Below are 26,052 nucleotides of genomic sequence, written 5' to 3' on the forward strand. Positions count from 1 at the left end.
GCAGCGTTTGCTGGCCACGCGTCCGGCTGGTTTGCCGAAATCGCTGGCGCAGTCGTTGATCGTCGAGGTGCCGCAAACGGGCTCGAACGGGGATAATCGCAGCGACAGTCCGTCCGCTGCCTTGACGGCGCTGCGAGACTGGCTGATCGGCGAACAGCAGCCGGTGCTGGCAGCACGCTGCGACGGTTATCTGTCGCATGTGCCGGCGGGCGCAACTGCGGTATTGTCTGGGCCCACCGGCGAGCGCAACACGTACACGCTGGGCGCGCGCGGCACGGTGCTGTGCATTGCATCGACGGCGAGCGGGGCGCGCGTGCAGTTTGCCGCGGCGCTGGCTACGGGAAATCGCGCCTTGTTCGAAGGCGCGGCTGGTGAACAATTGGTGTCGCAGCTGCCCGCCGCGTTGAAGTCATACGCAAGCGTGAAGAAGAGCGCCGATACGCCGTTCGACGCCGTGCTGTTCGAAGGCGATAGCGACGAACTGCTGGCGCTGGTGAAGGAAGTCGCGAAACGTCCGGGGCCCATTGTCTCGGTGCAGGGCGTCGCGGCTCGCGCGCTGGAGAGCGGCGACGAGGATTACGCGCTTGAGCGTCTACTGACGGAACGCTCAGTCAGTGTGAATACGGCAGCAGCAGGCGGTAATGCGAATTTGATGACGATCGGTTGAGCGAACCTCATCGATTACTTCAAAAAAACGGAAGCGGTACGGCGACCCCGAAAAACCGCTCCATCCACACCTGGTACCAAGGAGAAGCTATGCAACACAAGATGAAACAGCTGGCAGGCGCAGCGCTGGTTGCGGCAATGTCGCTGGCGGGGACGGCCAACGCTCAATCGACTGAAGACGTGAAGATCGGCTTTGCCGGTCCGATGACGGGCGCACAGGCGCACTACGGTAAGGACTTCCAGAACGGCATCACGCTGGCTGTGGAAGACATGAACGCAACCAAGCCTGTGATCGGTGGCAAGCAGGTTCGCTTCGTGCTGGACTCGGCCGACGACCAGGCTGACCCGCGCACCGGCACGACCGTTGCACAAAAGCTGGTGGATGACGGCATCAAGGGCATGCTCGGCCACTTCAACTCGGGCACCACGATTCCGGCTTCGCGCATCTATGCGAACGCGGGCATCCCCGAAATCGCAATGGCGACGGCGCCTGAGTACACGCAACAAGGCTTCAAGACCACGTTTCGCATGATGACGTCCGACACGCAGCAAGGTTCGGTCGCCGGCACGTTCGCCGTGAAGACTTTGGGCATGAAGAAGATCGTGATCGTCGACGACCGTACGGCTTACGGCCAGGGTCTGGCAGATCAGTTCGAAAAGGCAGCGAAGGCAGCAGGCGGTCAGATCGTCGATCGTGAATACACGAACGACAAGGCTGTCGACTTCAAGTCGATCCTGACCAAGCTGAAGTCGGTCAACCCGGATCTGGTGTACTACGGCGGCGCGGATTCGCAAGCGGCACCGATGGTCAAGCAGATGAAACAACTGGGCATCAAGGCTCCGTTGATGGGCGGCGAAATGGTTCACACGCCGACCTTCATCCAGCTCGCGGGTAACGCGGCGGATGGCACGGTGGCATCGCTCGCCGGCCTGCCGCTGGAAGAAATGCCGGGTGGCAAGGACTACGTCGCGAAGTACAAGAAGCGTTTCAACGAAGACGTGCAAACGTACTCGCCGTACGCTTACGACGGCGCAATGGCAATGTTCGACGCCATGAAGAAGGCTAACTCGACCGATCCGGCCAAGTACCTGCCGCTGCTCGCGAAGACCTCGATGCCGGCAGTGACGGCAGCGAACCTTGCGTACGACGGCAAGGGCGACCTGAAGAACGGCGGCATCACGCTGTACAAGGTTGTCGACGGCAAGTGGACGACGCTGCAAAGCGTGGGCGGGAAGTAAGCGGCTTCTCGCATGAGCATTTGAGTGTCACGCGTGGTTTTGGCGTGGCGCTCGCTGCACAAAAAAGCCCTGCAGCTCTTTTGAGCCGCAGGGCTTTTTCTTTGGTGCTTCGCTATGCGTGCAGGTCACAACGCAACATCACTCCCCTCGCAGCTTCCTCCCCTGCTCGCGAATCTGCTCCAACGTCGCCCCCGGTGTGCTCGCTTCCTGCGGCATGCGAATCTCGATCACTGCCGCGCGCTTCGCTTCCATCGAACGCTGCAACGCCGGCAGAAAATCTTCAGTCCGCTCCACCGTCTCTCCATGTGCGCCGAACGACTTTGCGAATGCCGCAAAGTCCGGATTCGTGAGACCGGTGCCATGCACGCGATTCGGATAGTGCCGTTCCTGATGCATCCGGATCGTGCCGAAGTGACCGTTATTCACGACGATGAAAATCACATGCAGGTCATACTGCATCGCTGTCGCAAGTTCTTGCGCGGACATCATGAAGCAACCGTCACCGGCTAACGCAACCACAGCCCGTTGCGGGTACATCGACTTCGCCGCGATTGCCGCCGGTACGCCGTAACCCATCGCGCCACTGGTCGGCGCGAGTTGCGAGCGGAAATGCCGATACGAGAAATGCCGATGCAGCCATGTCGCGTAGTTGCCTGCGCCGTTGGTGAGGATCGCGTCTTCCGGTAGATGCGCGCGCAACTGCTGGATGACTTCGCCCATTTGCACGTCGCCGGGAATCGGGCGTGGTTTGCGCCAGTCGAGATACGCGCGATGCGCTTCTTCCGCGGCGCCGGTCCATGCGAGCTTGGCGGAGGACGGCTTTAACACTGCAAGCAGCGCTGCCAACTCAGGCATGCCCGAGACGATCGGTAGATCCGCTGCATAGACGCGCCCGAGCTCTTCCGCACCTTGATGCACATGCACCAGCGTTTGTTTGGTCTTCGGAATGTCGAGCAGCGTGTAGCCGTTAGTCGTTGCTTCGCCTAGCCGTGGGCCGAGCGTGAGTAGCAAGTCCGCATCGCGGATACGTTGGGCAAGCGCCGGATTGATACCGAGGCCGACATCCCCCGCATAGTTCGGATGCTCGTTGTCGAGTGTGTCCTGAAAGCGGAACGCGAGCCCGATCGGCAATTGCCAATTCTCGATGAAGCGTTGCAGGTCGGCACATGCCGCAGGTGTCCAACCGCTGCCACCGGCAATTACCATCGGCCGTTGCGCGCCTTCCAGCAATTGACGTAACGCTTCGATCTGCGCTGCGGATGGCGACGCCGCCACACGCTTATATCTCGGCGCACTGGCTACGGCTTCACACGCGTCGCTCAACACATCTTCCGGCAACGACAACACGACCGGCCCTGGCCGCCCCGACGTCGCCGTGTGAAACGCATGGCTCAGATACTCGGGAATGCGCTTCGGATCGTCGATTTGTGCGACCCATTTCGCCATCTGACCGAACATGCGCCGGTAGTCGATTTCCTGGAAGGCTTCACGGTCCAGATGCTCGCGCGCGCACTGGCCGATCAGCAGAATCATCGGCGTGGAGTCCTGAAACGCGGTGTGCACGCCGATCGATGCATGTGTCGCACCCGGTCCGCGCGTGACGATGGCGACGCCCGGACGTCCTGTCAATTTGCCGACTGCTTCGGCCATGTTCGCGGCCGCCGCTTCATGCCGGCAGACGATGGTCTGGATGTGGTCGGTTTCGTCGTGTAGCGAATCGAGCACGGCGAGAAAACTCTCGCCGGGTACACAGAAAACACGTTCGACGCCGTGCGTCAGCAAGGCATCGACCACGAGGCGCGCGCCGGTGGTTTGGGCGGCGGAAGAATCAGAAACGGGAGCGTTCGGCAGCGACATTGCGATGAAGCCTCCATATGGGTTGGTAATGCTTCTGATCTTGATCAAGCGAGTTGTCACCGATAGCTTACGCCGACTGAGAGGTCGACGTCACTGCATGGCGTGATCCGTCAGATTGCGCAAGAGAATTTTTCGAGATGAATTTGACGCGTAGGATTGAACTAGTTTTACTAGGCGCGTCGAAAACATCGAAACCACAAGGCACCGAATTCGCAATTTTCGTGACCATGAACATTGAATATGATAAGTAATGCTAATAAGCCATCCGTTCTTGCTACCAGTATCAGGTCACGAAATGGAATCCGCCGAAGCGGGAGATACCATCGTCTCAGATCACGATGTGTGTGCCGCTGGCATGCAGGAATGCGCGCCAGGAAACGGAGCATATCCGGTCAGCTACAACCTTGGCTGGCACGGTGGCGTGCACCTCATTGCCCCTCGTGATGCGCACGGCACCGCTGCTCCGGTGCGTGCCATCGCCGATGGAACGGGCGTCTATGCGCGACAAACCGACGCCAGTGAAAAGGCAGCTTTGTCCTATCGCAATGTACGGACGGACGACGGCTGTGTAGTCATCAAACATTCGACGGAGATCGGCGATGGTGATAGCGCAAAGGTGAACTTCTTCTCGATCTACATGCATTTGCAAACGGTCATATCGTCGCTGGTTGCGGGTGGGAAAGTCTATCGGAAGGATGTAATCGGCATCGCGGGACAGGTATATGGGCAGATCGGTCAGATACATTTCGAAATCGTCTGCAATCAGGCGGACCTTGAAAAGCTGGTCGGGCGCTGCACAGGGCCGCTCACGGCGGCAACTGGCCGCAAAGACGCTATTTACGGCGATATCTGGTTCAGGGTGCCGAAAGGGATACCGGTGTTCGAAAATCGCGAGCCGCATCCGTATCGAGTAGATGATAGAGAGTCGCCACCCTGTGCCCTCATCACGCCACAAGCGGCGCGTACGACCGAGCAGGAGTACGTGGTTCAGATGCGATATCAACGAGGCGAATGCACGCTGACCACGTTTCACAAGGGTGTCGATGGACGGTATGTCGTTTTCGGATCACTGACGTGCGGTAGTGGATATGAATATGGGCTATACAGGGAGGCCAACCGGCTGAGGGCGAAATATATCGAGTTGAATGACTCGGCGGGAAGCGGCTATGCGGTTGTGCCGACGCCATGTGCAATTTACGAAATACTGCGTTTCGGGCGTACCTCAGGTACCGACGCGCTGCCTGCCGGCGCTAAATTCGGTCACTGGCGAAAAATCACGATGCCCGAAGCGGTTGGGTGGGTAAATTTGAACCTTACCGCTATCGGCGTCTATAGCGATGCAGACTTGCCGCATTGGGCCGGCTGGGGTCTCATTGACGACGATACGATGGCGAAAAGCCTATGTGGTTCGTCAACGATTAGACGCTGGCTCGATGTGAACGGTGATGGTCACGTGTCACACGCTGAAGCAGTGCAAGGCCTCCATGCTGACGCAGTGCGCACACGGTTGTCGAAAGCGATCTGCAAATTTCCGATCGAGTGGTCCAGAAACGAGGACTCCATCGAACGCCACTGGGGATGGCTCAAGGAACCGAGTGAAAGCTTGCCTGTGGCGCTGCCTGCGAACGATTTCAATTTGCTGAAGGCTCATATACAAGCTTTAGCGTTTTGGGAGGAGGTCCACGACCCACATCTCCCGCCCGTCGACCAATGCTGGCACTTTCCGCCCAAGGCTTTTATAGAGCATTTCAGGAAATGTGGATGGCTGAGCGCAAACGAACTTTCCCAATGTCTGCCTAGGACATCGCTGTCCGGAAATATTCCGTGGAATGTCGCCTTCGCGCGCGGAAGTACACATGCAAAACCGATAAATCTCATCTACCGAAAGTATCTGAATGAAAGCCGGATTCGGTTGGTGCATTTCCTTGCGCAGACGCATATCGAGACAGATACGCTTCGCACGATGGTGGAGGACTCGACGGGCTTTGGCTACGTTTACGGGCCCTTCTATGGCCGCGGCTATTCCAACTAACGTGGCCGTTCAACTACGATGCGTACGGGCTATATCGGGGCGTCGCCAGTCACGGGGTGTCAACATACGTGGACCCGCGTATCACTTCAACGTCAACGCATGTCTGGGCGGACGGCGCTGCAGCGCAGCGATGGTCGCCTCGATTCGATCCACACGTCGTTGCCACCGATCCAAATCATGCTGCCGAATCCGCAGCGATGTATTGGCTAGCGAAGACATTTCGCGGCAAGCACAACATCAATCGCGCGGCTGATCTTGGCACGTCGCCGGCCATAGTGGGTTTCATCAGCTGGCTCGTCAATGGAGGCGGCCACGGATATGCGAACCGTCAGCAGTTTGCCCTGCTTCTTGCCGAAGTATTGCTGGACCAGCCGCGCAGAACCGGTAGTGGACCTCTCAGTTACCCGCCGTTGTCGCCGCCCGGGAGTCCTGCACTTTGCACTGCGTTTCCACCTGCTGCGGTACCTTCGACCCAAACTGTAACGATTATCTATGCAGCACAAAAATCTTAGTTTCCTGATTTTTTTCGCAGCGATACCTGCATTCGCCGATGGCCTCCCGCCCTTGCCTCAGGCGTGGACCAACTCGCATTACGGTGAATGCTATCGTTCAATCGAATTAGGTATGGCGGTCGTGTATGGGTCTGACTATGCGGCCGATGACAACGTGGTGGGCAAGACAGCCAAATACGTTACTGGCGAAATGCTGCTTACCCAAGACCGAACAACGGGTACCAATTCACCGAGGACGATCTTCGAGAAACGCGGTGGGAGTCGATGGTGCGTCGTTTTGACATCACCGCCCGTAGCCAGCATTGACGCAGTTACAAGCAGAGAGAGCTCGGCTCGGCCGGCGCAATGGGTCACGCTTACCCAAGCAGCCCCCGGTTTTCCCGGAACAAAGGTTGTTTATTTGTGGAATCGGGCGAGGGCGCTTTATCTCCCTTCGAAGTGTTTTCGAGTTTCCCGGACAAAGGCCACAGAGTTTGCCTGCAAAGACGCGTACAGCTGACGTGTGGCGGCGCGTGCCGATGTCAGGGCGGCGCACGCCTCCCAATTCACATTGGGCGTCTTGCGTTGGTCGCACACCTGCCGCAAACCAAGTGTTCTCAACACTCTACGATATTTACCGCCAACCCACCGCGCGACGTTTCCTTGTACTTGGTCTTCATATCCGCGCCGGTCTGCATCATTGTCTTGATCACAGAGTCCAGCGACACATAATGTGTGCCGTCACCGCGCAGCGCCATTCGCGCCGCATTGACGGCTTTCACCGAGCCCATCGCATTGCGCTCAATACATGGAATCTGCACCATCCCGCCGACCGGATCGCACGTCAGCCCGAGGTTATGTTCCATGCCGATCTCAGCAGCATTCTCGACTTGAGCAGGCGTGCCGCCCATCACCGCCGCGAGCGCGCCCGCGGCCATCGAGCACGCCACGCCGACTTCGCCCTGGCACCCCACTTCCGCGCCTGAAATCGACGCGTTCAGCTTGTACAGAATGCCGATTGCCGCCGCCGTCAACAGGAAGTCGATCACGCCTTGCTCGTTCGAACCCGGCATGAAGCGCGTGTAGTAATGCAGCACCGCGGGGATGATGCCGGCCGCGCCATTGGTAGGCGCGGTTACCACGCGCCCGCCCGCGGCGTTTTCTTCATTCACGGCGATGGCGTAGAGATTGATCCAGTCGACCATCGACAGCGGATCGCGCAGCGCCAGCTCAGGATTCCCCGACAACGCGCGGTACAGCTGCGGCGCACGGCGCTTCACCTGGAACGGGCCGGGCAAGTTACCGTCTGCACCCGGATTGTTGATGCCGCAACCGCGCGACACACATGACTGCATCACGTTCCAGATCTTCAGCAAGCCGGAACGTATTTCCTCTTCCGTACGCCAGACGCGTTCGTTTTCCCACATCAGTTGCGCGATGCTCTTGCCGGTCGAATTGCACAGTTCGAGCAATTCGTTGCCGCTGCGAAACGAATGCGGCAATTGTTCGACGGCGCTCAGCACCTTCGTGTTCGGGGCGCCCGCCGTCACCACAAAACCGCCGCCCACCGATAGATACGTCGACTCGCGCAGCGTCTCGCCCTGCGCGCCGTACGCACGCAGTATCAGGCCGTTCGGATGCTCGGACAGCGCCTGGCGATAAAACGAAATGTGATCTTTCTGGACGAACGGTACGTCGTGCGTGCCGAGCAAGGCGAGCTTGCGCGACGCCTTAACTGCTTCAAGCCGCTGCGCGATCGTGTCCGGATCAACTGTGTCGGGCGCATCGCCCATCAAACCGAGCATTACGCCGCGATCGGTGCCATGTCCTTTGCCGGTCGCGCCGAGCGAACCGTACAGATCCACTTTTACTGACGCCGTCGCCCCCAGCAGCCCGTCGCGTTCGAGCCCTTGCGCGAACATCAGCGCCGCACGCATCGGCCCAACCGTATGCGAACTGGACGGACCAATGCCGATTTTGAAGAGGTCGAACACACTGACTGCCATTTACTGCTCCCTGCTGATAAAAGTTGGTTTAGCGCGCCGGTAGCGGCAAACACACGGCGAGCCACGCGGGCGGCGTCGGTGCGAGCTGCAGCGCGATCGGCGTATAGCGTCCATCGAGACGCGCCGCCAGGTGAAACAGTTCCGTCGCGTTTTTCGGATCCCATTGACCCGAATAGCCAGGCAAACCGGCCTCGCGACGTTTGGCATCGAACGGAACGCTCGAATGCACGAATTCTTCATGCGTTTTGCTGCCGTCCGCGTACGGCGTGAGCCAGTTCAGCGCGGCTGCCAGCGAGGCGCCGTTCTCCCCCCTCTCCGGCAACCAGTTTCGGTTGTGGCGGCGCGCAGCGAGCGCGGCGGTCACAAGCGGCTGCAGGTCGTAGGTGACGTAGTGCAGCGCGTCACGCTCGCCGAAGTCGAACGTCGAGCCGTCCGGCGCGATGTTGTCGCCGATATGCTCGTCGAACAGGCGCTGAGCCGCATTGATCATCTTGCGGTTATCCAGCGTGAACGCGGCCATCGAGATCAGTTTGATCCGGTGGCTTTGCCAGTTGTTCTTAAACGTGCCCTTGAGTGGCCGCGGCTGGGCATCGATCTGCCCGATGTAGCCGTTCGCGAGCTTCGTCAGGAACGCCATCGATGCGTTGCGCGTTTTCACCGGTAGCGCGCTCGCGGTCATGTCGTAGGCGAGGATCAGGCCTTCGAAATGGGTTTCGTCGATCGGATTGAAACTGGGTTGATAAGTCGTGACCCACGCATACAGCAAGCGATCGACCAACTTCAGATAACGGTCGTCACTGGTCGCGCGCCATGCGAGCGCGGCGTCACGCAGCAGATCGAGATCCTTCTCCGCCTCGACGCTCTGATCGTAGATGCCTTCGTGAGGCAGCGTGCCTTCGGTATGCAGTTTTGCCAGCGCATGCGGCGGGTCGTTCAGATGCGCCAGCACGTTGCTCACCAGCGCTTTGACCCCTGGATCGGCATTCGTGCGCTCGCTGGTTTGCAGCGCGGGCGCTGCACAAAAATTCATCGCGGCTTGCGCCTGCCGCAGCGGCAGCAGCACCGCCGCGCCTGCTAACAACAGTGTGCAAGTCTGCTGCCATGTCTGGGCTCGCGTTGCTCCGGTCCGGCTTTGCATCAATCGCACCTTTCGCGCCATGCGAAACTCCTCGTTAGGCTGATTCGGTGTGTGATGTTAGCCGTTTGCGGACACAAGCGACAGAACCGCGCAACGCCTGCTTACAACCTTCGGGCGATGCGCGGTCAAGGCCACGCTTACTCGTAATCGGCGATCGGCACGCAGGAGCAGAACAGATTGCGGTCGCCGTACACGTTGTCTGCCCGGCCGACCGGCGGCCAGTACTTCTTCGCAATCAGCGTGGGCAGCGGATACGCGGCGGTTTCGCGCGCATACGCATGCTTCCAGTCGTTCGCGATGACCACCGCTGCCGTATGCGGTGCGTGCTTCAGCGGATTGTCTTCGCGGTCCGAGCGACCTTCTTCGACGGCGCGAATTTCCTCGCGGATCGCGATCATCGCTTCGATGAAGCGGTCGAGTTCTTCCTTCGATTCCGATTCGGTCGGTTCGACCATCAGCGTGCCCGGCACCGGGAAGCTCATCGTCGGTGCGTGGAAGCCATAATCGGCGAGGCGCTTGGCGACGTCGTCGACCGTAATACCACTGGTGTCCTTGATCGGACGCAGATCGAGAATGCACTCGTGCGCGACCAGTCCGCCCGGGCCCGAATACAGCACCGGATAGTGCGGCGCGAGTTTCTTCGCGACGTAGTTCGCGTTGAGGATTGCGGTTTCGGTGGCAGCCGTGAGGTTCTTCGCGCCCATCATCGCGATGTACATCCACGAAATCGGCAGGATCGACGCGGAACCGTACGGTGCGCCCGACACGGCGCCAATACCGTTCGGCGCGCGCTCATAGCCCGACGAAATCTGATTTGGCAGGAATTGCGCGAGATGCGCGCCGACCGCGACCGGACCGACGCCCGGTCCGCCGCCGCCGTGCGGAATGCAGAAGGTCTTGTGCAGGTTCAGATGCGAGACGTCGCCGCCGAACTGGCCCGGCGCACACAGGCCGACCATTGCGTTCATGTTCGCGCCGTCCACGTAGACCTGACCTCCGTGCGCATGCACGATCTCGCAGATTTCGCGGACGTTAGCCTCGAACACGCCGTGGGTGGACGGGTACGTGATCATGATCGCCGCGAGCTTGTCGGCGTGCTGATCGGCCTTCTTCTTCAGGTCCTCGATATCGACGTTGCCTTGCGCGTCGCAAGCCACGACGACTACTTGCATGCCGGCCATTTGCGCCGACGCCGGATTCGTGCCGTGCGCCGAAGCAGGAATCAGGCAGACATTGCGATGGGCTTCGCCGCGCGACGCGTGGTAAGCGTGGATGATCAACAGGCCGGCGTATTCGCCTTGCGAACCGGCGTTAGGTTGCAGCGACACCGCTGCGTACCCGGTTGCCGTGACCAGCATCTCTTCTAGCTGATCGATCATTTCGCGGTAGCCGACGGTTTGCTCGGCCGGTGCGAACGGATGGATCTGACCGAATTCGGGCCACGTGACCGGCAACATTTCCGAGGTCGCGTTCAGCTTCATCGTGCACGAGCCGAGCGGGATCATCGAGCGGTCGAGCGCAAGGTCCTTGTCCGACAGGCTGCGCAGATAGCGCAGCATTTCCGTTTCAGAATGATGACGGTTGAATACGTGGTGCGTGAGGTACGCGCTCGTGCGTTCAAGCGCGGTGGGCACCGATGCGGTGTTCGACGCGGCAATGGCTGCGTCGAGTGCGTCGACTTGCGGCACATCTTTGGCGCCCGCCGCTTCTGCGAACACCGCGAGCAGATCGGCCAAGTCACGGCGCGCCGTGGTTTCGTCGATCGACAGACCGACTTGCGTACCGCTGACGCGGCGCAGGTTGATGCGCTTCGCCTTCGCGGCGTCATGCAGCGCTTGCGTGCGTGCGCCGGCTTCGAACGTCAGCGTATCGAAGAAGGTTTCGTTGACGAGCGTGTAGCCGAGTTGCTTCGCGCCTTCAGCCAGCAATGCCGCGATGCGGTTCACACGCAGCGCGATCGTCTTCAGACCACGCGGGCCGTGATAGACCGCGTACATGCTAGCCATGATCGCGAGCAGCGCTTGCGCGGTACACACGTTCGAGGTCGCCTTCTCGCGGCGGATATGTTGTTCACGCGTTTGCAGCGCGAGACGCAGCGCCGGATTGCCTTGCGCATCGACGGTCACACCGACGAGACGGCCCGGCATCTGACGCTTGAATTCGTCGCGCACGGCGAGGTAAGCCGCGTGCGGGCCGCCGAAACCAACCGGCACGCCGAAACGCTGGGTGTTGCCGACGGCAACGTCCGCGCCCCACTCGCCCGGCGGCGTCAAAACGGTCAGCGCGAGCAGGTCGGCGGCGACCACCACGTGGCCACCCGCTGCGTGGATCGCATCGGCGAGCGCGCGGTAGTCGCGCACGTCGCCGTTCACGCCCGGGTATTGCAGCAGCACGCCGAACGCATTCGCGGTCGCCGCGTCCGCAGCCGGGCCGACTTTCACTTCGATGCCGACCGGCGTGGCGCGCGTCTTTACCACTTCGATGGTTTGCGGTAACACGTCGTCGGCCACGTAGAACACGTTCGACTTCGGCTTGCCCACGCGTTGCAGCAGCGTCATCGCTTCGGCGGCGGCGGTGGCTTCGTCAAGCAGCGAGGCATTCGAGATCGCGAGGCCGGTGAGGTCGACGATCATCTGCTGGAAGTTCAGCAGCGCTTCCAGACGACCCTGCGAGATTTCCGGCTGATACGGCGTGTACGCGGTGTACCACGCCGGATTTTCCAGCACGTTACGCAGGATCACCGTCGGGGTGTGCGCGTTGTAATAGCCCTGCCCGATGTACGAGCGGAACACCTGGTTTTTGTCCGCCAGTTCACGCAGCGCGGCGAGCGCTTCCGCTTCGCTCTTCGGCTGGGCAAAGGGGCCGAGCGGCAGCGTTTCGGTGCGGCGGATCGTCTTCGGAATGACGGCGTCGATCAGCGCGGCGCGCGATGCGAAGCCGAGGGCTTCGAGCATCGCATGCTGGTCGGCCGAATCCGGGCCGATGTGCCGTTCGGCGAAGGCATCATGCACTTCGAGCGCGGCGAGCGAGAGAGGAGTGCGGTTCATCAGACGATCCGGGTGTTCGAGCTTCATGAGGTGTTCCTGCCGGTGCGGGCGTCCGTTCGACTGTCGAATCGGACGCGCCGCGCCTGTCGGGTTTAAACGTAATGGTGCAACTTGCGGCGAATCAGGCGCCGACGGCCTTGGCGTAAGCGTCCGCGTCGATCAGGCGATCCAGCGATGCGTCCGCGGCCGGCTTGATCTTGAAAAGCCAGTTCTCGTACGGTGCGCTGTTGACGCCATCCGGCGTATCGGTGACGGCCGGGTTCGCTTCGATGATTTCGCCCGAGACCGGCGCGTAGATATCGGAAGCGGCTTTCACCGACTCGATCACGGCGACGGTGTCGCCAGCGTTGACGGTCTTGCCCAGTTCCTGGACTTCGAAGAAGACGATGTCGCCGAGCGCTTCTTGCGCATGGTCGGTGATGCCGACCGTCAGCGTGCCGTCCGCTTCGGTGCGGACCCACTCGTGCGATTCGGTGTATTTCAGATCGGCCGGGATGCTCATCGGATGCTCCTATGCGGTGTGATTCGGTAGTGACTTAAAAAGTTAAACGTACGCGCCGGCTGCTTAAACTGCGAGCACCTTGCCGTTGCGCACGAACGGCAGTTTTACCACGCTTGCGGGGACGTTTTTGTCACGAATCTGGACGTGAACCGTGTCGCCCGGCTGCACGCCTTTCGGCACGCGCGCAAAGGCGATCGATTCCTGCATCGTGGGTGAAAAAGTGCCGCTGGTGATTTCGCCTTCGCCATGCAGCGTGACGACTTTCTGGTGAGCACGCAGCACGCCCGCTGCCTTGCCGTTTTCCTTCAGCAGGATCAGACCGACGAACGCGGCCTGCGAACCGTCCGCTTCAAGCTTGCCCTTGCCGACGAATTCGCGTGGCGAGGTCAGATCGACAGTCCAGGCGAGGCCGGCGTCGAGCGGCGAGACGTTGTCGTCCATATCCTGGCCGTACAGGTTCATGCCGGCTTCGAGCCGCAGCGTGTCGCGCGCGCCGAGACCGGCAGGGCGCACGCCTTGTGCTTGCAGCGCGTTCCACAGCGCTTCGACGTGATCTGACGAGACAATGATTTCGAAGCCGTCTTCGCCGGTGTAGCCGGTGCGGGCGACGGTGAGTTCGCCGAACGGCGTGTCGTCCACGCGCGCGGCGTTGAACGGCTTCAATGCTTCAGTGGCGGCACGCGCGGCCGGCACGGTTTGCCAGACTTTTTCGCGGGCGTTCGGGCCTTGCACGGCGACGATCGCGTAATCGCGGCGCGGCGTGATGGTCAAGCCGAAGCTGCCTTCGGCGTTGAGCTGGCCGAACCAGGTAATGTCTTTATCGGCGGTGCCGGCGTTGACGACCACACGGAAATGATCTTCGCCGAAGTAATAGACGATCAGATCGTCGATCACACCGCCGTTCGGGTTCAGCAGACAGGAGTAGAGCGCGCGGCCCGGCGTTTGCAGCTTGGCGACGTTGTTCGCCAGCGCGTACTCGAAGAAGGCGCGCACGCGCTCGCCGGTGAAATCGACGACGCACATGTGCGAGACGTCGAACATACCGGCGTCGGTGCGCACGGCGCGGTGTTCGTCGATCTGCGAGCCGTAGTTGACGGGCATGTCCCAGCCGCCGAAATCGACCATGCGGGCGTTGAGCGCACGATGGGTGGCGTTGAGCGGAGTGTGTTTGAGTTCGGTCATGGGGCCTCGGGCATCTCGCGAAACAAAAAAGGCCACGCGGCGCTACGCCTCGCGGCCTGCTGGCTGCGAGCGATTGCGTTGCATGGCCCCTCTGTCCTCGATACCTGAGAGATTGCGCTGCCGTGCGATGGTGAAGCCGTAATCGCTACGGTGAAACGCGCGCCCCTTCGGTGGGCAGCTTGCCAGAATCTGCTCGACGTACGTTCGATGTACGCGACGCAGACGGCTACTGCCGCTCTCCAGAGTGCGAAAAACCTGGGCCGTGAGGCGGGTTTTTCGACGCGGTCGGTCCTTTTGCCTGAGAGTTTGCGGGTGTGCCCCTTCGGCGGCGCGGCCTGCGATTTTCTGCGGCCAGCACGCTCTCCCGACGCGTGCGGCGAATGTACGCGAGGGTCGGTGGCTTGTCAAATAAAGGCCCGTAAGGGGCGTGGGCGTTGCCGCTGCGGGCTCGCGAATGTCAAAAAAAAGCGCGGGACGTGATGCCCGCGCTTCTTTGCTTCAGTGCCTGAACCGGCGCGATTATTCGCCGATGGCGTGTGCCGCGTTGTCCAGTTCCTGGTTCAGCACGCGCTGTTCGTCGCCGGACAGGCCGCCGCCGTGTTGCGCCGCCATGTCATGCGCTTCCTGACGGATCACGTCGAGGCGGTGGTGCAGCGCGCCGCCTTGCGGGGGCGGATAGTAGCCTTGGTTGACGCGAACGTCGATGCGGCGGCTCAGGTTGTCGATACGGCCGTTAACCTGATTCAGGCGCTGATCCGCGATCTGCTGCGGGTTCGGGCGCGGCGCCGGCGCGGGTTGCTGGGGGGCCACCACGCAGGCGGCCAGGGAACTGAGCAATGCGCATACTGCTACTGCGCGGACGATACGTGGCATGGACTCTCCGGAAGTCGTTGTCGTTTTGTTGTGCTACTGGGGTAGCAACGGATTGCCGGGGATTCGCGCTGACCGCGAACACGGGGTTATTTGTAACGTTATGTTCCTTTCGGGGTTGTCAGGCTTTTTGCCTGGGGCGGCGGCATTGTCAGTGTGCCGCCGCCAGACAGGCAGAAAACGCCCCGTAGGCAAAAGTTAGCGAATACGCTCAAACGGCAGCCGGGCGCCTTCTTCCGAACTCCTGGCGGCCAGTTCGATAATCGTCATCACGTCGACCGCGTCCTGAGCGCTGACAGGAAATTTCACGCCGTTCTGAATGGCGTCGGCCAAGGCAATATAAAAGCCGACGTATTCCCCGTTGCGCGTAGGCACTTCCCGCTCCACTTGCTGATCGCCTTCGATCACACGCAGTACCCCCGCCGCATTGCCGGCGCCGAACCCGTCATCGCCAGGCCGCAAGCCGGCTTTCAACTGATCTTCCTGCGTATCGAGCCCGTGTTTCACATAGCTCCCCTGCGTGCCGTGGATCGCAAACCTCGGTGCGACAAGCGCAGTCAACGCGCTGGCATGCAACACCACTTCGAACTCACCGTACCCCAGTTGAATGTGCACGTAGTCCGGCGCGCTGGCCTGGTCGCGATGCGTCCGAACGGTTGCGGACACGGTCTGCGGTGCGCCGAACAACGCCAATGCCTGATCGATCAGGTGCGGTCCAAGGTCGAATAGCAAACCGCCACCACGCGAAGCCTCCTCGCGCCAACGCTGCCGAACCTCCGGCCGGAAACGGTCGAAATGCGATTCGTATTGCGTGACGCGCCCCAACTCTCTGCCGGCGAGCAGGTCCCGCACGGTCAGAAAATCACCGTCCCAGCGGCGGTTGTGAAAGGGCACGAACAGCTTGCCGCGGGCGAGCGCAATGTTGGCGAGCGTGTGGGCATCCGCGGCAGTCAGCGTGACCGGCTTGTCGACTACCACGTGCTTGCCCGCCTCCAGCGTGCGGCGCGCCAGGTCGAAGTGCGTGTCATTGGGCGTTGCGATCACGACGCAGTCGATTTCTTCCAGCGCCAGCAGCGCGTCGAGATCGGCCACCACCTTCGCATGCGGATAATCGGCCAGCGCGTGTTCGGGCTGACTCGTCGCGATGGCCGTGACGCTGGCTCGCCCGCAATGCTCGATCACCGGCGCGTGAAAGGTCGCGCCGGCAAAACCGTAACCCATCAATCCAATCTTCAGCGATGCGGACATGCGTGTATTCCTGCAAAAACGGCGCGCCGCTTTGCCACCGCGGCGACGGCGCGCAACACTGTAATTGTGGCATGTCCCGAAGGGAGACTGTCGGCGGTGTCGAAGGCGGTTGTCAGCGGCGTCTGTCTGGACGGCCGTCGGCCGCCAGTTGTCGCAGCCGGGGTGGCGAGTTCGAGCATCCGTTTTTTGACGTCGGGCGAGCCGCCATCGCGGACACGCTCGTAGCCGTTCGTCAGCTCGTCTGTCGCGGCGTCCGCTTCAGTCATCCGTGTTAACATCGCTTCTCTCGTGCGGGAACGCAGGGAGCCGGAACACCCTCGCTGCCACGCGAGTCGCCTGTTCCAGCCGCCCGCCCCGCGCAGCATGCCCCCGGGCCTTCGGTCTCGCGATTCCGCACCTAAGCGCCCTCAACCGCATTACCCATCCACAGACGATGTCCGCAGGCCTGAACCCCGCTCAAAATGAAGCGGTCCGTTATCTTGACGGTCCGTGTCTCGTGCTCGCCGGCGCCGGCAGCGGCAAGACGCGCGTGATCACGCAGAAAATTGCGCACCTGATCGAGGCCAAAGGCTTCGAGCCACGCCATATCGCCGCCGTCACGTTCACGAACAAGGCCGCGTTGGAAATGCGCGAGCGCGTCGGCAAACTGCTCGAAGGCAAGACGCTCACCACGCCCGGCAAGGAAGGCCGCAAAGTGCCCGTCAATCAGTTGACGGTCTGCACCTTCCACTCGCTCGGCGTGCAGATTCTGCGGCAGGAAGCGGAACACGTCGGCCTCAAGCCGCAGTTCTCGATCATGGATTCGGACGACTGCTTCGGCATGATTCAGGAACAGGTTGGCTCGACGGATAAGGGCTTCATCCGCAAGATCCAGTCGATCATCTCGCTGTGGAAGAACGGCATGATCATGCCGGAAGAGGCGATCTCGATTGCCGCGAACGAAGATGAACATCAGGCCGCCATCGTCTACCGGAATTACGTGGCGACGCTGCATGCCTATCAGGCGGTCGATTTCGACGACCTGATCCGCCTGCCCGCCGAATTGTTCGCGAAGAACGAGCAGGTACGCGACCGCTGGCAAAACAAGCTGCGCTATCTGCTGATCGACGAGTATCAGGACACCAACGCGTGTCAGTACGAGCTGGTGAAACTGCTGGCCGGCAAGCGCGCGGCGTTCACGGCCGTCGGCGACGACGATCAGGCGATCTATGGCTGGCGCGGCGCGACGCTCGAAAATCTCGGGCAGCTCAGCAAGGACTTTCCGAAGCTGCATCTGATCAAGCTCGAGCAGAACTACCGTTCGACGGTGCGCATTCTGACTGCCGCGAACAACGTGATCGCGAACAACCCGAAACTGTTCGAAAAGAAACTGTGGTCCGAACACGGCATGGGCGACACGATCACCGTCACGCCTTGCAACGACGAAGAGCACGAGGCCGAGTCCGTCGTGTTCCGCCTGTCCGCGCACAAGTTCGAGCGGCGCGCGAATTTCCGCGACTACGCGATCCTGTATCGCGGCAACTTTCAGGCGCGCATCTTCGAACAGGTGCTGCGGCGTGAACGGATTCCGTATGTGCTATCGGGCGGCCAGTCGTTCTTCGACAAAGCCGAGATCAAGGATATCTGCGCCTATCTGCGCCTGATCGCGAACGCCAACGACGACCCCGCGTTCATCCGCGCGATCACCACGCCGCGCCGCGGCGTCGGCAATACGACGCTCGAAGCGCTCGGCTCGTTCGCGGGCCAGGCGAAAGTGTCGCTCTTCGAAGCGGTCTACATGGGCGGCATCGAGGCGCGCCTGTCGCCGCGCCAGATCGAACCGATGCGCGTGTTCTGCGACTTCATGCAGCGCCTCACGGATCGCGCAGAGAAAGATGCCGCCGGCACGCTGCTCGACGAACTGATGGACGCGATTCACTACGAAGCCTATCTGTACGACGCGTTTGACGAACGTCAGGCGCAGTCCAAGTGGCAGAACGTGCTCGAGTTCATGGAATGGTTGAAGCGCAAAGGTACCAAGGCTGAGCCCGAGGGTTCAGGGAATAGCGAAGCAACCGGCTACGACACTGCCGACGGCCTCGGCGACACCGGCAAGAGTCTGCTCGGGCTGATCCAGACTGTGGCGCTGATGTCGATGCTCGAAGGCCGCGAAGAAGATCCTGACGCGGTGCGGCTCTCGACCGTGCACGCGTCGAAGGGGTTGGAGTATCCGCACGTGTTTCTGGTCGGCGTCGAAGAAGGCATCATGCCGCACCGCGGCGGCCCGGACGACGAGCCGATCGACGACGCGCGCATCGAGGAAGAGCGTCGTCTGATGTACGTCGCGATCACGCGTGCGCAGCGCAGCCTGCATCTGAACTGGTGCAAGAAGCGAAAGCGGGCGCGCGAGACGGTGGTGTGCGAGCCGTCGCGCTTCATCCCCGAGATGCTGCTGGACGACGCGCCGCCGCCGACACCCGAAGAAGCGCCGATGTCACCGAAGGACCGGCTTGCGAGTTTGAAGGCGCTGTTGCAGAAGCCTTGAATGAAAAATCCCTGCCCGTGTTGCCACGGTGCAGGGATTTTTTTTGCTCTGCGATAACTGCGCGGAAGCGGTTTATTTCGCCGCGCTCACCATGTAATCGACGGCGGCCTTTACGTCCGCGTCGGAGGCAGTGGAACCGCCTTTGGGCGGCATCGCGCCCTTGCCGTGCAGCGCGTAGTTGTAGACCGTGTCGATGGGGTCTTTCAGGCGCGGTGCCCAAGCTTCCTTGTCGCCGAACTTCGGCGCGTTCAGCACGCCGGCCGCGTGACACGCCTGGCAAACCTGCTGATACAGCGCCTTGCCGGCTTGCGAGGCGTCCGCGCTTTGCGCCCCGCCTGCTGCCGGTGCGGCCGCTTGCGGCACGCTTGCCATGGCCGCCATCGCGGCGGCAGCCTGTGCGGCTCCAGCGTCCGAGGCACCCGCCGGCGCCGCAGCGGCAGCGCCCGAGGCGGCGGCTGCCGCACCTGCGACCGGTTGCGCCGGTTCAGGGAAGCTTCCGCCGGAATTGTTCGCCATGTAAACCACCGCGCGGGCGATTTCGAAGTCGCTATAGTCGTCCGGGCTGGTGCCGCCGCGCGGGGGCATCGCACCCTTGCCGGTCAGGGCCGTGTGCCATAGCGTGTCGAAGCCCTGCGAAATGCGCGGCGCCCAGTCGGCGGTATTGGTGAATTTCGGCGCGCCTGCCGCACCCGACGCGTGACACGCGGAGCAAACGGCTTTGTAAACCTCTTCGCCGGTCTTGTAGACGCGCGGCGCATTGGCGTCGCGAATGTCGACTTGGGCGAACGGCTTGATGCGCGCGTTGACCTCGGCTTCGGAGAGACTGTCTGTACCGGCGCCGGTGCGTGTCGAATTATCGACGTAGATCACGAGCAGAACGATGATGACGATCGGTACCGCAAAACTGGCAATGATCGCGGCGATGAGCTGCCCGGGGGTTTTGATTGGGGCTTCGTGTGGTGCTTCGCTCATGCTTGTCTCGTCTCCGTGGGTATGTGAGCGGTACAGCGTGACGGCAACTTCTTTTTCTTAATTCAGGCACGGACGATTATAGACGCAAGGTTTCGATGGCGGCGAGGGGCGGCGGCGAGGTGTTCAGCAGGCGTTTACCCGCATCGCGGGGTGCGGCCGGCACCGTCTGGGGAACGCCCGATCCCGCCATGCGGGCCGTCCGGTGGACGGTTTGGCCGAAACCGGGTATCCTTTCGGTCTCGCTTTGGCGTCGCTCCTGTTCAGGTTGCCGCGCTTTCGTGTTGAAGCGCCCGTAGCTCAATGGATAGAGTACTGCCCTCCGAAGGCAGGGGTTGCTGGTTCGATCCCAGCCGGGCGCACCAAAAACAGGCCGTAAAATCAAGGGCTTTTGCGAAGCACCGCAACGCCGTTGAAATCTTTTCGGTTTTTTGCAGCAATTCTGCTGCAGTGACCCCGCCGGCGCACCTATACCCTGTTCCCCAACTGAATAAGGAACAGGCGATGGCATCCATCACCAACCGCGGCCCCTTCCAGTATCAAGCCCAAATTCGCAAGAAGGGCTACCCCAGCAAGACCGAAACATTCGAGACCCTTGAGCAGGCCCAAAAGTGGGCTGCCGCCGTCGAGGCCGAGATGACGCTCGGCACCTTCATCGACCGGTCCGTCTTGGAGCGCACAACCTTTGGCGACCTGCTGGAGCGGTATGCCAGGGAGGAGACGCCGAAGAAGCGCGGCGCGGAAACGGAACTGGTGCGCATCAGCGCGCTGCAGAACCACGTTCTCGCCGCCCGACCGCTCTCGAAGCTTCGGAAAGTCGACTTCGCAAGTTATCGCGACGAGCGTCTTAAGACGTGTTGCGGTGAAACCGTCCGGCGCGAACTCGTCATCATCTCGGCCGTTTTTAGAACCGCCCGCGAGTTGTGGGAACTGCCCACGGGCAATCCGCTGGAGGGCGTCAAGTGGCCTCCGAAGGGGCAGCATCGCGAGCGGCGCGTGGAAGGCGACGAGGAGGTCCGGCTGCTGGAGGCGGCTAGCAAAAGCCGCACACCGTCCCTGCGACTCTGCGTCATTCTGGCGATTGAAACCGGCATGCGTTCCCGCGAGATGGTGCATCTGTGCTGGGAGCAGATTGACTTGGCACGGCACGTTATCCGGCTGGGCAAAGGCGAGACAAAAAACGGCGACGCACGTACCGTACCACTGTCCGAACGGGCAGAAGCAGCCATACGCGAACTCCCGCAACAGGCGTCTGGGCGCATTACCACGTTCTACGACTCGCGCGGGTTGCGTGCAGCCTTCGCCCGTGCTTGCAAACGTGCCGGCGTAACGGGCTTGCGACCGCACGACCTGCGTCACGAGGCTGCGTCGCAATTGGCGCCGAAGGTCGAGACAGCGACCTTGGCGAAAGTGCTGGGATGGCGCACCTTGCAGATGGTCATGCGTTACTACAACCCCACAGACGAGGAACTGGTGGCGGCTGTCCGGCAGTCGAGCATTCAACCCGCAGCCGCTGATGGTCCCATTCCGGGCTGATAACGGCCCTGGCTCCCGGACGCCAATGCCGGGAGCCGTCTTGGTGAACCAGTTGACGGTTTGTGGGAGGTCAGGTGATACTCCTGCCTAGTTAGGCGATAGCTGTTCTTCTGCCTGATTCTCCTTAGCGCCTCCTCACGTGTTGGCGCTTGTCAAATTGCCCCGTGTATGCGGGCACAAAGAACTGCTGCCAACGTCAGCCGGTTTCTCTTGTCCTCAATGTGCCTCGAAGGCCAGCGAATAGTCTCGACTTATCAGTGAAGGGGCGCCGGTGCGCTCCCTTTGCAATAGCAGGCTTTTCCGTTGGCTTTTGAACAAGGCCCGGCAGGGTAACGGCTCGCACGTAGCCCTGTCGTTGACTTGTTATAAATATCACCTGTCTTGGTCATAACCGAGACAGGTGCGGACCCGCGTGGGTGCGCTCGACGATATCCGGGCACGCGCACTACGCGGCAGACATCTGCGGAAAGGAGAGAAAGCGTATGGCACATTTGAAACTGGTTGCTGGGACGGACTTTACGGGCGTCGGGCGGAGGTCAGGCATCTACGATTCCGTCACCATGCAGAAAGGAAGCGAGGCTGAGCGGGAAGCGGCTGCGCGCAAGATTTTGAGAAAAATCAAGCTGCCCGGCGAGAACGAGACAATCGCGGAACTGTTGGCCGAACTGGACAGGAACGCATGTGACGAGAAGGCGTCGGAGATTGACCGTCATTTTCACCACTCCGAAATTTCCCTGCGACTTCATAAGTTCGGCATAACGGTCGGTCACTCGTCGTATTACGGTTGGAGGTTACGGACCGGCAAGGTCGTCGCGTGCCTCGCAAGTGGTTCTGACGAGCTTCTGGATATCTGTCCTGAACTTGAGCCATATTTAGACGTATTGTGCTTCCTCACGCTGTGAACAAGCGCATGCGCTACGCGAACGCGAAACACTGACGTCCGCGGCCAGCTGCCCGCTCCGGCTATCGTGCCAACCTGTTCCCGAGGCTATGCTTTCGGCCGTGGCAATACGTCGGAGCGGGCCCGCAGGACTTGGTAGAAGTGTGCGGTCCTCATCACGATGTACTTCAAGCCGTCGCACAAGCGCTCGGAATCGAGCGCTTGTCTGCTCATGGCGGTATTCGCGTTCGGGCAGGACGGAGACGCGCTTGGGTGGGGTTATCGGCGCCGCTACGGTCGTGATGGTGCGCGTCGCTAAACTGGATGCGCGGCCGGCGAAGAGGGCTCTGAAAATGGCGACGTAATCAGGCCATCCGTAATTCCAACCTCGGTTCAGGCCGAGGTTTCTCTTATCCGTACGCTGATGTCAGTTCTTGCTGCGGATGCGGATGGACGTGGGCGACCACACTTCGACGTACATCGGAGCGAGTTCCGGCAGGGCCAGGAAGCGCTGCTGCAACTCACGTCCGCCGAATACGCGTGGGGTCTTGTTCCCGGTCGACGTCCGGTTAATCGTCCCGTGGATGGGCGCCGTCTCGTCGCCGAAGAAAATTTCGAGGCGTTCGCCGCCTGTGCCCAGCAGGTCATTCGCGGCGATGCCGCCGTTGAAGAAGCCGCTTTTCCGGTAGCTCGGTTGCAGCGTGAATTCGAACGACCCTTGGGGGGCGGACTCGACCTCCTGAGGTTCCGTATCTGAGCCGTGGATTGCTTCCGGTGTGTCCGCCCCGGAATCGACAGGCGGCGTGTCATCGGTTACCTCCGCCGGCAGCAGCTCCACCAGTTCCGCCTCGCCATCACGGCTCTGCTCCTTCATGAGCCGGTTCGCGATGATGTTCCACTCGGGGCGCAGTGAGGCGATGATGCTCGATTCAAGGCCGGCGGCGAGATTGAGGTGGAACGGGCCATAGTGCATCAGCCCGGAGTCGGGCAGCGCGTAGACCTCGACCGCCGCGCCCTGGGCCAGCAGGTTGCAGATGTTGCGATTGTTCCGGATGTTGGTCGTGCTCTTGGGTCCGGGCGACCGGTAACCGGCCATGCGTTTGCGCAGGGTCTGCGTGGACACGCCGACGTACTTGACCTCACCATCGCAGACGAATGCATAGAGGATGTTGCGCTGCTCCGCGTGCTGCCGGAACGAAATCCGCAGCGCGCCGTCTTCAAGGAACCAGTCGCCAGCGACCTGGAAGCCGATATGGAGCAGTCTGTTCATCCGGTTTCGCGCAGTGCAGTACGAGAGAGCCACAGTGTACGTGGCTCTGCTCACGTGGCGATACGGCCACGTAGTTGCTCCGACGCGTCGCCGTGTGCCGTGGAGCCGTTTTCTCCGGTCGTCGCATCGCGCATGATGTGGGCCTCAGTCGGCCGCGGCGGCTCCTGGAGAGCACGGGTAAATTGCCCGCTGTGGCGAGAAACTCGAGACGTGTTCGTTGTCGGAAGAAGCCCCGCCGCTGGGCGGGGCCGAGAGAGTTGTCGAGAACACTACGTTGAAATTCCAATGCCGCTGTTCTACCCGCCAAGGTAGAGGGTCGGACGCGATGCCGCCAAGCATCGCGTCCGGCATCGACTGCAAACGGGCCGCCAAGCCCTTCCCGTATCGGGTACATACACCTTTCAACCGCTGGCAGTTTTCAAGCGCCCCAATGGGGGCTCGCCTCATGCTTGACTGATTAGGTCTCGCAGTCGGCTCGAGCTTTACTATCCGCCGCTCCCTCTCTTGCGCCGTCCCAGGTGCCACCCTGGTCACATGGCCGTCAGAGATTCCCACGTTAGCTCAACGCGTCAAACCCACGATTTGAGATATGGAGCCTCGAGTTCCGGAAGTCGCATACGCTTCATGGCCGAAGGCCACTTTCGCCCTACGATGTTCCATAGCATCGGGTTACCGTCCCGAAACCTTCATCGACTCATCACCCCAGTGGGGCATATCCAAGGGTCTTTACTCAGATGGGGGACTCACACCCCCAATTACAGGCTTAAGCTATCCAGAGACCCACGCATTTCCGCGTGGTGCCGAGCAGTCCAGGTTTCCCCTCATGCCCCTGCGCCATTTCTGGCGCCTCATCAGCCCACCTGCTGAGACCGGGTAACGCCGTTCGCTTCCGAACGCCCCCCGGTGCGGATTTTCGCCGCTTCACGCTGAACAGGGTTCGGCCTGGTTGCCCAGGCTCCCGTGTCCGTGTCGCCCAACTTCTTCGGAGTGGGTCGAAGGATGACTGTCGTCACCCAGCGCCCGTTGCAGCCCTACCAGCCAGCATTACCCGGCATAGAGCTACGGCGGTTTGCGACGATTTGGCGAATCGTCGCGTGGGGTTTCCCCCGGTGTATGTATGTGTGCAGTTGGCGGTCTGCCCGCTGGCTCCTGAAGAGGAAAGAGCCATCAGGCAGACTGCCGTGCGTGCGGTTGTACATCAGCTTTCGCTGGCATGCTTCCCTTCGCGCTGCGTCGTGCCTACCCGCGTATAGCTTCATCGCGCCGGCCCGACGGATGGTATTTCTCGGAACATCATTACGTGCGTCTGCGCTGCACCACCTCACACCGCAGACACACGCTCCTTTCGCTATACGCAGGCATGAAAATTTCTCGGAGCATCGCCTCATGCCTGCCTCTACCCCGATTGCCCGCAGCAAGACGGCTGCGCTCGCTCGCGTGCTCGACAGCATTCCGAAGGGCTACAGCCGATACACGCAAGGCAGCGTGAATGCGAGCAAGGCCGAGGCACTGGCCCGAAAATTTCACCTGCGCTACGGCATTGGCTGCACGCCCGCGCAACGCGTCACCAGGCGAAAGCTTGGGATGGCCAACGTGCTACTCGTGATGTACTGGCCAGACGGGTGCCAGCAGGTTGAGTGGCTGATGCTCGCGACGGACGGCCAGGGCATGGATGGCGAGAAGCTGCTCGACATCGCAGACAAGCCGCGCATGGCGTGGCTAGGATACGAGCTTGTACGGCGACCGGAACGAGGCCGAACGGCATGGACCTGGCGTCGTCCGGCGAGCGAGATGGTGGAGCATTACGCGCTCATCGCCGAATTCGGCAACAGGCGCCACGCCAATTCGTTGTGTTCGCTGCTGCAGCGTCTCGCCAACCAGCCCGGATTTCACGGCGTTCGCGAACAATCGAAGCGACTTTTTGAGGAGGCTCGCCGGCGTGGGCACGCGGGTGACCTTCCCTATTTGTACTTCGTGCAAAAGGTCTCCCATGGGGAATGGCTGCGCCTAGGGTAGTTGGACGTTCTACCTGGTACTCGACCCTCTAGGGGGGCGGCTGCCAGCGGTCCCTCAATTCGCCGCGCTGGAGCGCTTCACACCTGGCGGGGTGCCCCGTCCGCAGCTCCCTAATGGGCGCACAGGCCGGCGTGGGCGCCAGCTTGCGACTCCGGCCGAGAGGCCTCCGTCGCCCTGCGGGTGCCGACCGTCCTCGAGGACGGTCGTTGGTGACCTGGACGGCTCCCGGCTGACGCCACTTCCATACTGCTCTGTTGGTCCCGCTGATAGCGCTCAGAATGGAGCACAGGTGTGCCGGTGTGTGATGGTCGGAAAGCGACCTCAGCTAATACAGGCCGTACGAGCAGACTAGACCGTTTCTACGCGACTCTGGCTGGCCCGCAATTTCGCGTATTCGACCTAAGCGGTGTGATGGCACCTTCGCGCTGCCCATCGCCCATCGCCCATCGACCGTCGCCCGTCGACGGAGAGCCGTTTGCGGTAGCGCGAGCTTAATTAACAATAAGCCGACAACCATCAATGCTTTTTTCTTGCCAGATAACGTTATCCGTTGATAACATCCGGTCCAAACATTGTACG

Annotated in this window: 16 protein-coding genes, 1 tRNA gene, 1 pseudogene and 2 riboswitches; of the genes and pseudogenes, 8 read left to right on the forward strand and 10 right to left on the reverse strand. The window is 61.3% G+C overall.

Annotation, left to right across the window (positions count from 1 at the left end; all coding sequences use genetic code 11):
• Window positions 1–667: pseudogene (locus tag PQQ52_RS28020) on the forward strand (trifunctional transcriptional regulator/proline dehydrogenase/L-glutamate gamma-semialdehyde dehydrogenase); the annotation flags it as partial.
• An 89-nt stretch (window positions 668–756) separates the two neighbouring features.
• Window positions 757–1,905 carry a branched-chain amino acid ABC transporter substrate-binding protein gene (locus PQQ52_RS28025; protein ID WP_408218669.1) on the forward strand — a complete coding sequence of 383 codons (1,149 nt, stop codon included), beginning with the start codon at window positions 757–759 and terminating at the stop codon, window positions 1,903–1,905.
• A gap of 138 nt (window positions 1,906–2,043) precedes the next feature.
• Here the strand turns inward: PQQ52_RS28025 and PQQ52_RS28030 are convergent, their stop codons facing one another.
• A complete protein-coding gene (locus PQQ52_RS28030) occupies window positions 2,044–3,762 on the reverse strand; it encodes a thiamine pyrophosphate-binding protein (protein WP_408218672.1) in 1,719 nt (572 codons plus the stop codon).
• Window positions 3,763–4,057: 295 nt separating this feature from the next.
• Between PQQ52_RS28030 and PQQ52_RS28035 the strand changes: the two genes are divergently transcribed.
• Complete coding sequence (locus tag PQQ52_RS28035) at window positions 4,058–5,794, forward strand: M23 family metallopeptidase (protein ID WP_408218675.1); 1,737 nt, start codon at window positions 4,058–4,060, stop codon at window positions 5,792–5,794.
• 1,108 nt (window positions 5,795–6,902) lie between these two features.
• On the opposite strand, the gene PQQ52_RS28040 is transcribed toward PQQ52_RS28035, so the two are convergent.
• The 7 genes from PQQ52_RS28040 to PQQ52_RS28070 form a co-directional block, all read right to left on the reverse strand.
• Window positions 6,903–8,291, reverse strand: a complete 1,389-nt coding sequence (locus PQQ52_RS28040) for an L-serine ammonia-lyase (RefSeq protein ID WP_408218678.1) — start codon at window positions 8,289–8,291, stop codon at window positions 6,903–6,905.
• A gap of 28 nt (window positions 8,292–8,319) precedes the next feature.
• The gene (locus PQQ52_RS28045; RefSeq protein WP_408218681.1) at window positions 8,320–9,450 is read right to left on the reverse strand and encodes an alginate lyase family protein; all 1,131 of its coding nucleotides are present in this window, start codon (window positions 9,448–9,450) and stop codon (window positions 8,320–8,322) included.
• 116 nt (window positions 9,451–9,566) lie between these two features.
• Window positions 9,567–12,503 carry an aminomethyl-transferring glycine dehydrogenase gene (gene gcvP, locus PQQ52_RS28050; protein WP_408218684.1) on the reverse strand — a complete coding sequence of 979 codons (2,937 nt, stop codon included), beginning with the start codon at window positions 12,501–12,503 and terminating at the stop codon, window positions 9,567–9,569.
• Between the two features lie 94 nt (window positions 12,504–12,597).
• Window positions 12,598–12,978 (reverse strand): glycine cleavage system protein GcvH, encoded by a 381-nt coding sequence (gcvH, locus tag PQQ52_RS28055; RefSeq protein ID WP_408218687.1) that lies wholly within the window; start codon window positions 12,976–12,978, stop codon window positions 12,598–12,600.
• A gap of 63 nt (window positions 12,979–13,041) precedes the next feature.
• Window positions 13,042–14,160, reverse strand: coding sequence for a glycine cleavage system aminomethyltransferase GcvT (gcvT, locus tag PQQ52_RS28060; protein WP_408218690.1), 1,119 nt, complete (start codon window positions 14,158–14,160; stop codon window positions 13,042–13,044).
• Between the two features lie 81 nt (window positions 14,161–14,241).
• Window positions 14,242–14,413: riboswitch (glycine riboswitch) on the reverse strand.
• A 23-nt stretch (window positions 14,414–14,436) separates the two neighbouring features.
• A riboswitch (glycine riboswitch) is annotated at window positions 14,437–14,537 on the reverse strand.
• A 142-nt stretch (window positions 14,538–14,679) separates the two neighbouring features.
• The gene (locus PQQ52_RS28065; RefSeq protein ID WP_408218693.1) at window positions 14,680–15,033 is read right to left on the reverse strand and encodes a hypothetical protein; all 354 of its coding nucleotides are present in this window, start codon (window positions 15,031–15,033) and stop codon (window positions 14,680–14,682) included.
• A 195-nt stretch (window positions 15,034–15,228) separates the two neighbouring features.
• Window positions 15,229–16,278, reverse strand: a complete 1,050-nt coding sequence (locus PQQ52_RS28070) for an oxidoreductase (protein ID WP_408218695.1) — start codon at window positions 16,276–16,278, stop codon at window positions 15,229–15,231.
• A 433-nt stretch (window positions 16,279–16,711) separates the two neighbouring features.
• Between PQQ52_RS28070 and PQQ52_RS28075 the strand changes: the two genes are divergently transcribed.
• Window positions 16,712–18,802 (forward strand): UvrD-helicase domain-containing protein, encoded by a 2,091-nt coding sequence (locus tag PQQ52_RS28075; RefSeq protein WP_408218698.1) that lies wholly within the window; start codon window positions 16,712–16,714, stop codon window positions 18,800–18,802.
• A 72-nt stretch (window positions 18,803–18,874) separates the two neighbouring features.
• On the opposite strand, the gene PQQ52_RS28080 is transcribed toward PQQ52_RS28075, so the two are convergent.
• Complete coding sequence (locus tag PQQ52_RS28080; RefSeq protein WP_408218700.1) at window positions 18,875–19,774, reverse strand: c-type cytochrome; 900 nt, start codon at window positions 19,772–19,774, stop codon at window positions 18,875–18,877.
• 286 nt (window positions 19,775–20,060) lie between these two features.
• Here PQQ52_RS28080 and PQQ52_RS28085 point away from each other — a divergent pair.
• The 3 genes from PQQ52_RS28085 (at window position 20,061) to PQQ52_RS28095 (ending at window position 22,209) form a co-directional block, all read left to right on the forward strand.
• Window positions 20,061–20,136 (forward strand) — tRNA-Arg (locus PQQ52_RS28085).
• Between the two features lie 139 nt (window positions 20,137–20,275).
• Complete coding sequence (locus PQQ52_RS28090; RefSeq protein WP_408218703.1) at window positions 20,276–21,307, forward strand: site-specific integrase; 1,032 nt, start codon at window positions 20,276–20,278, stop codon at window positions 21,305–21,307.
• Between the two features lie 482 nt (window positions 21,308–21,789).
• Complete coding sequence (locus tag PQQ52_RS28095) at window positions 21,790–22,209, forward strand: hypothetical protein (RefSeq protein WP_408218706.1); 420 nt, start codon at window positions 21,790–21,792, stop codon at window positions 22,207–22,209.
• Between the two features lie 405 nt (window positions 22,210–22,614).
• Here PQQ52_RS28095 and PQQ52_RS28100 read toward each other — a convergent pair whose 3' ends face one another.
• Entirely contained in the window at window positions 22,615–23,457 is an 843-nt protein-coding gene (locus PQQ52_RS28100) for a GIY-YIG nuclease family protein (RefSeq protein WP_408218709.1), read from the reverse strand.
• Between the two features lie 1,386 nt (window positions 23,458–24,843).
• Between PQQ52_RS28100 and PQQ52_RS28105 the strand changes: the two genes are divergently transcribed.
• Window positions 24,844–25,473 (forward strand): hypothetical protein, encoded by a 630-nt coding sequence (locus tag PQQ52_RS28105; protein WP_408218712.1) that lies wholly within the window; start codon window positions 24,844–24,846, stop codon window positions 25,471–25,473.
• Window positions 25,474–26,052 lie beyond the last annotated feature (579 nt).

Origin of the sequence: Paraburkholderia sediminicola (assembly GCF_046030555.1) — a bacterium.
Taxonomy (GTDB): domain Bacteria; phylum Pseudomonadota; class Gammaproteobacteria; order Burkholderiales; family Burkholderiaceae; genus Paraburkholderia; species Paraburkholderia sediminicola_E.

Bases quoted from the DNA above. Each gene is read 5' to 3' on its own strand.
- PQQ52_RS28025 (WP_408218669.1), top strand. From the start codon at position 757: ATGCAACACAAGATGAAACAGCTGGCAGGCGCAGCGCTGGTTGCGGCA.
- PQQ52_RS28030 (WP_408218672.1), bottom strand. From the start codon at position 3,762: ATGTCGCTGCCGAACGCTCCCGTTTCTGATTCTTCCGCCGCCCAAACC.
- PQQ52_RS28035 (WP_408218675.1), top strand. From the start codon at position 4,058: ATGGAATCCGCCGAAGCGGGAGATACCATCGTCTCAGATCACGATGTG.
- PQQ52_RS28040 (WP_408218678.1), bottom strand. From the start codon at position 8,291: ATGGCAGTCAGTGTGTTCGACCTCTTCAAAATCGGCATTGGTCCGTCC.
- PQQ52_RS28045 (WP_408218681.1), bottom strand. From the start codon at position 9,450: ATGGCGCGAAAGGTGCGATTGATGCAAAGCCGGACCGGAGCAACGCGA.
- gcvP (WP_408218684.1), bottom strand. From the start codon at position 12,503: ATGAAGCTCGAACACCCGGATCGTCTGATGAACCGCACTCCTCTCTCG.
- gcvH (WP_408218687.1), bottom strand. From the start codon at position 12,978: ATGAGCATCCCGGCCGATCTGAAATACACCGAATCGCACGAGTGGGTC.
- gcvT (WP_408218690.1), bottom strand. From the start codon at position 14,160: ATGACCGAACTCAAACACACTCCGCTCAACGCCACCCATCGTGCGCTC.
- PQQ52_RS28065 (WP_408218693.1), bottom strand. From the start codon at position 15,033: ATGCCACGTATCGTCCGCGCAGTAGCAGTATGCGCATTGCTCAGTTCC.
- PQQ52_RS28070 (WP_408218695.1), bottom strand. From the start codon at position 16,278: ATGTCCGCATCGCTGAAGATTGGATTGATGGGTTACGGTTTTGCCGGC.
- PQQ52_RS28075 (WP_408218698.1), top strand. From the start codon at position 16,712: ATGTCCGCAGGCCTGAACCCCGCTCAAAATGAAGCGGTCCGTTATCTT.
- PQQ52_RS28080 (WP_408218700.1), bottom strand. From the start codon at position 19,774: ATGAGCGAAGCACCACACGAAGCCCCAATCAAAACCCCCGGGCAGCTC.
- PQQ52_RS28090 (WP_408218703.1), top strand. From the start codon at position 20,276: ATGGCATCCATCACCAACCGCGGCCCCTTCCAGTATCAAGCCCAAATT.
- PQQ52_RS28095 (WP_408218706.1), top strand. From the start codon at position 21,790: ATGGCACATTTGAAACTGGTTGCTGGGACGGACTTTACGGGCGTCGGG.
- PQQ52_RS28100 (WP_408218709.1), bottom strand. From the start codon at position 23,457: ATGAACAGACTGCTCCATATCGGCTTCCAGGTCGCTGGCGACTGGTTC.
- PQQ52_RS28105 (WP_408218712.1), top strand. From the start codon at position 24,844: ATGCCTGCCTCTACCCCGATTGCCCGCAGCAAGACGGCTGCGCTCGCT.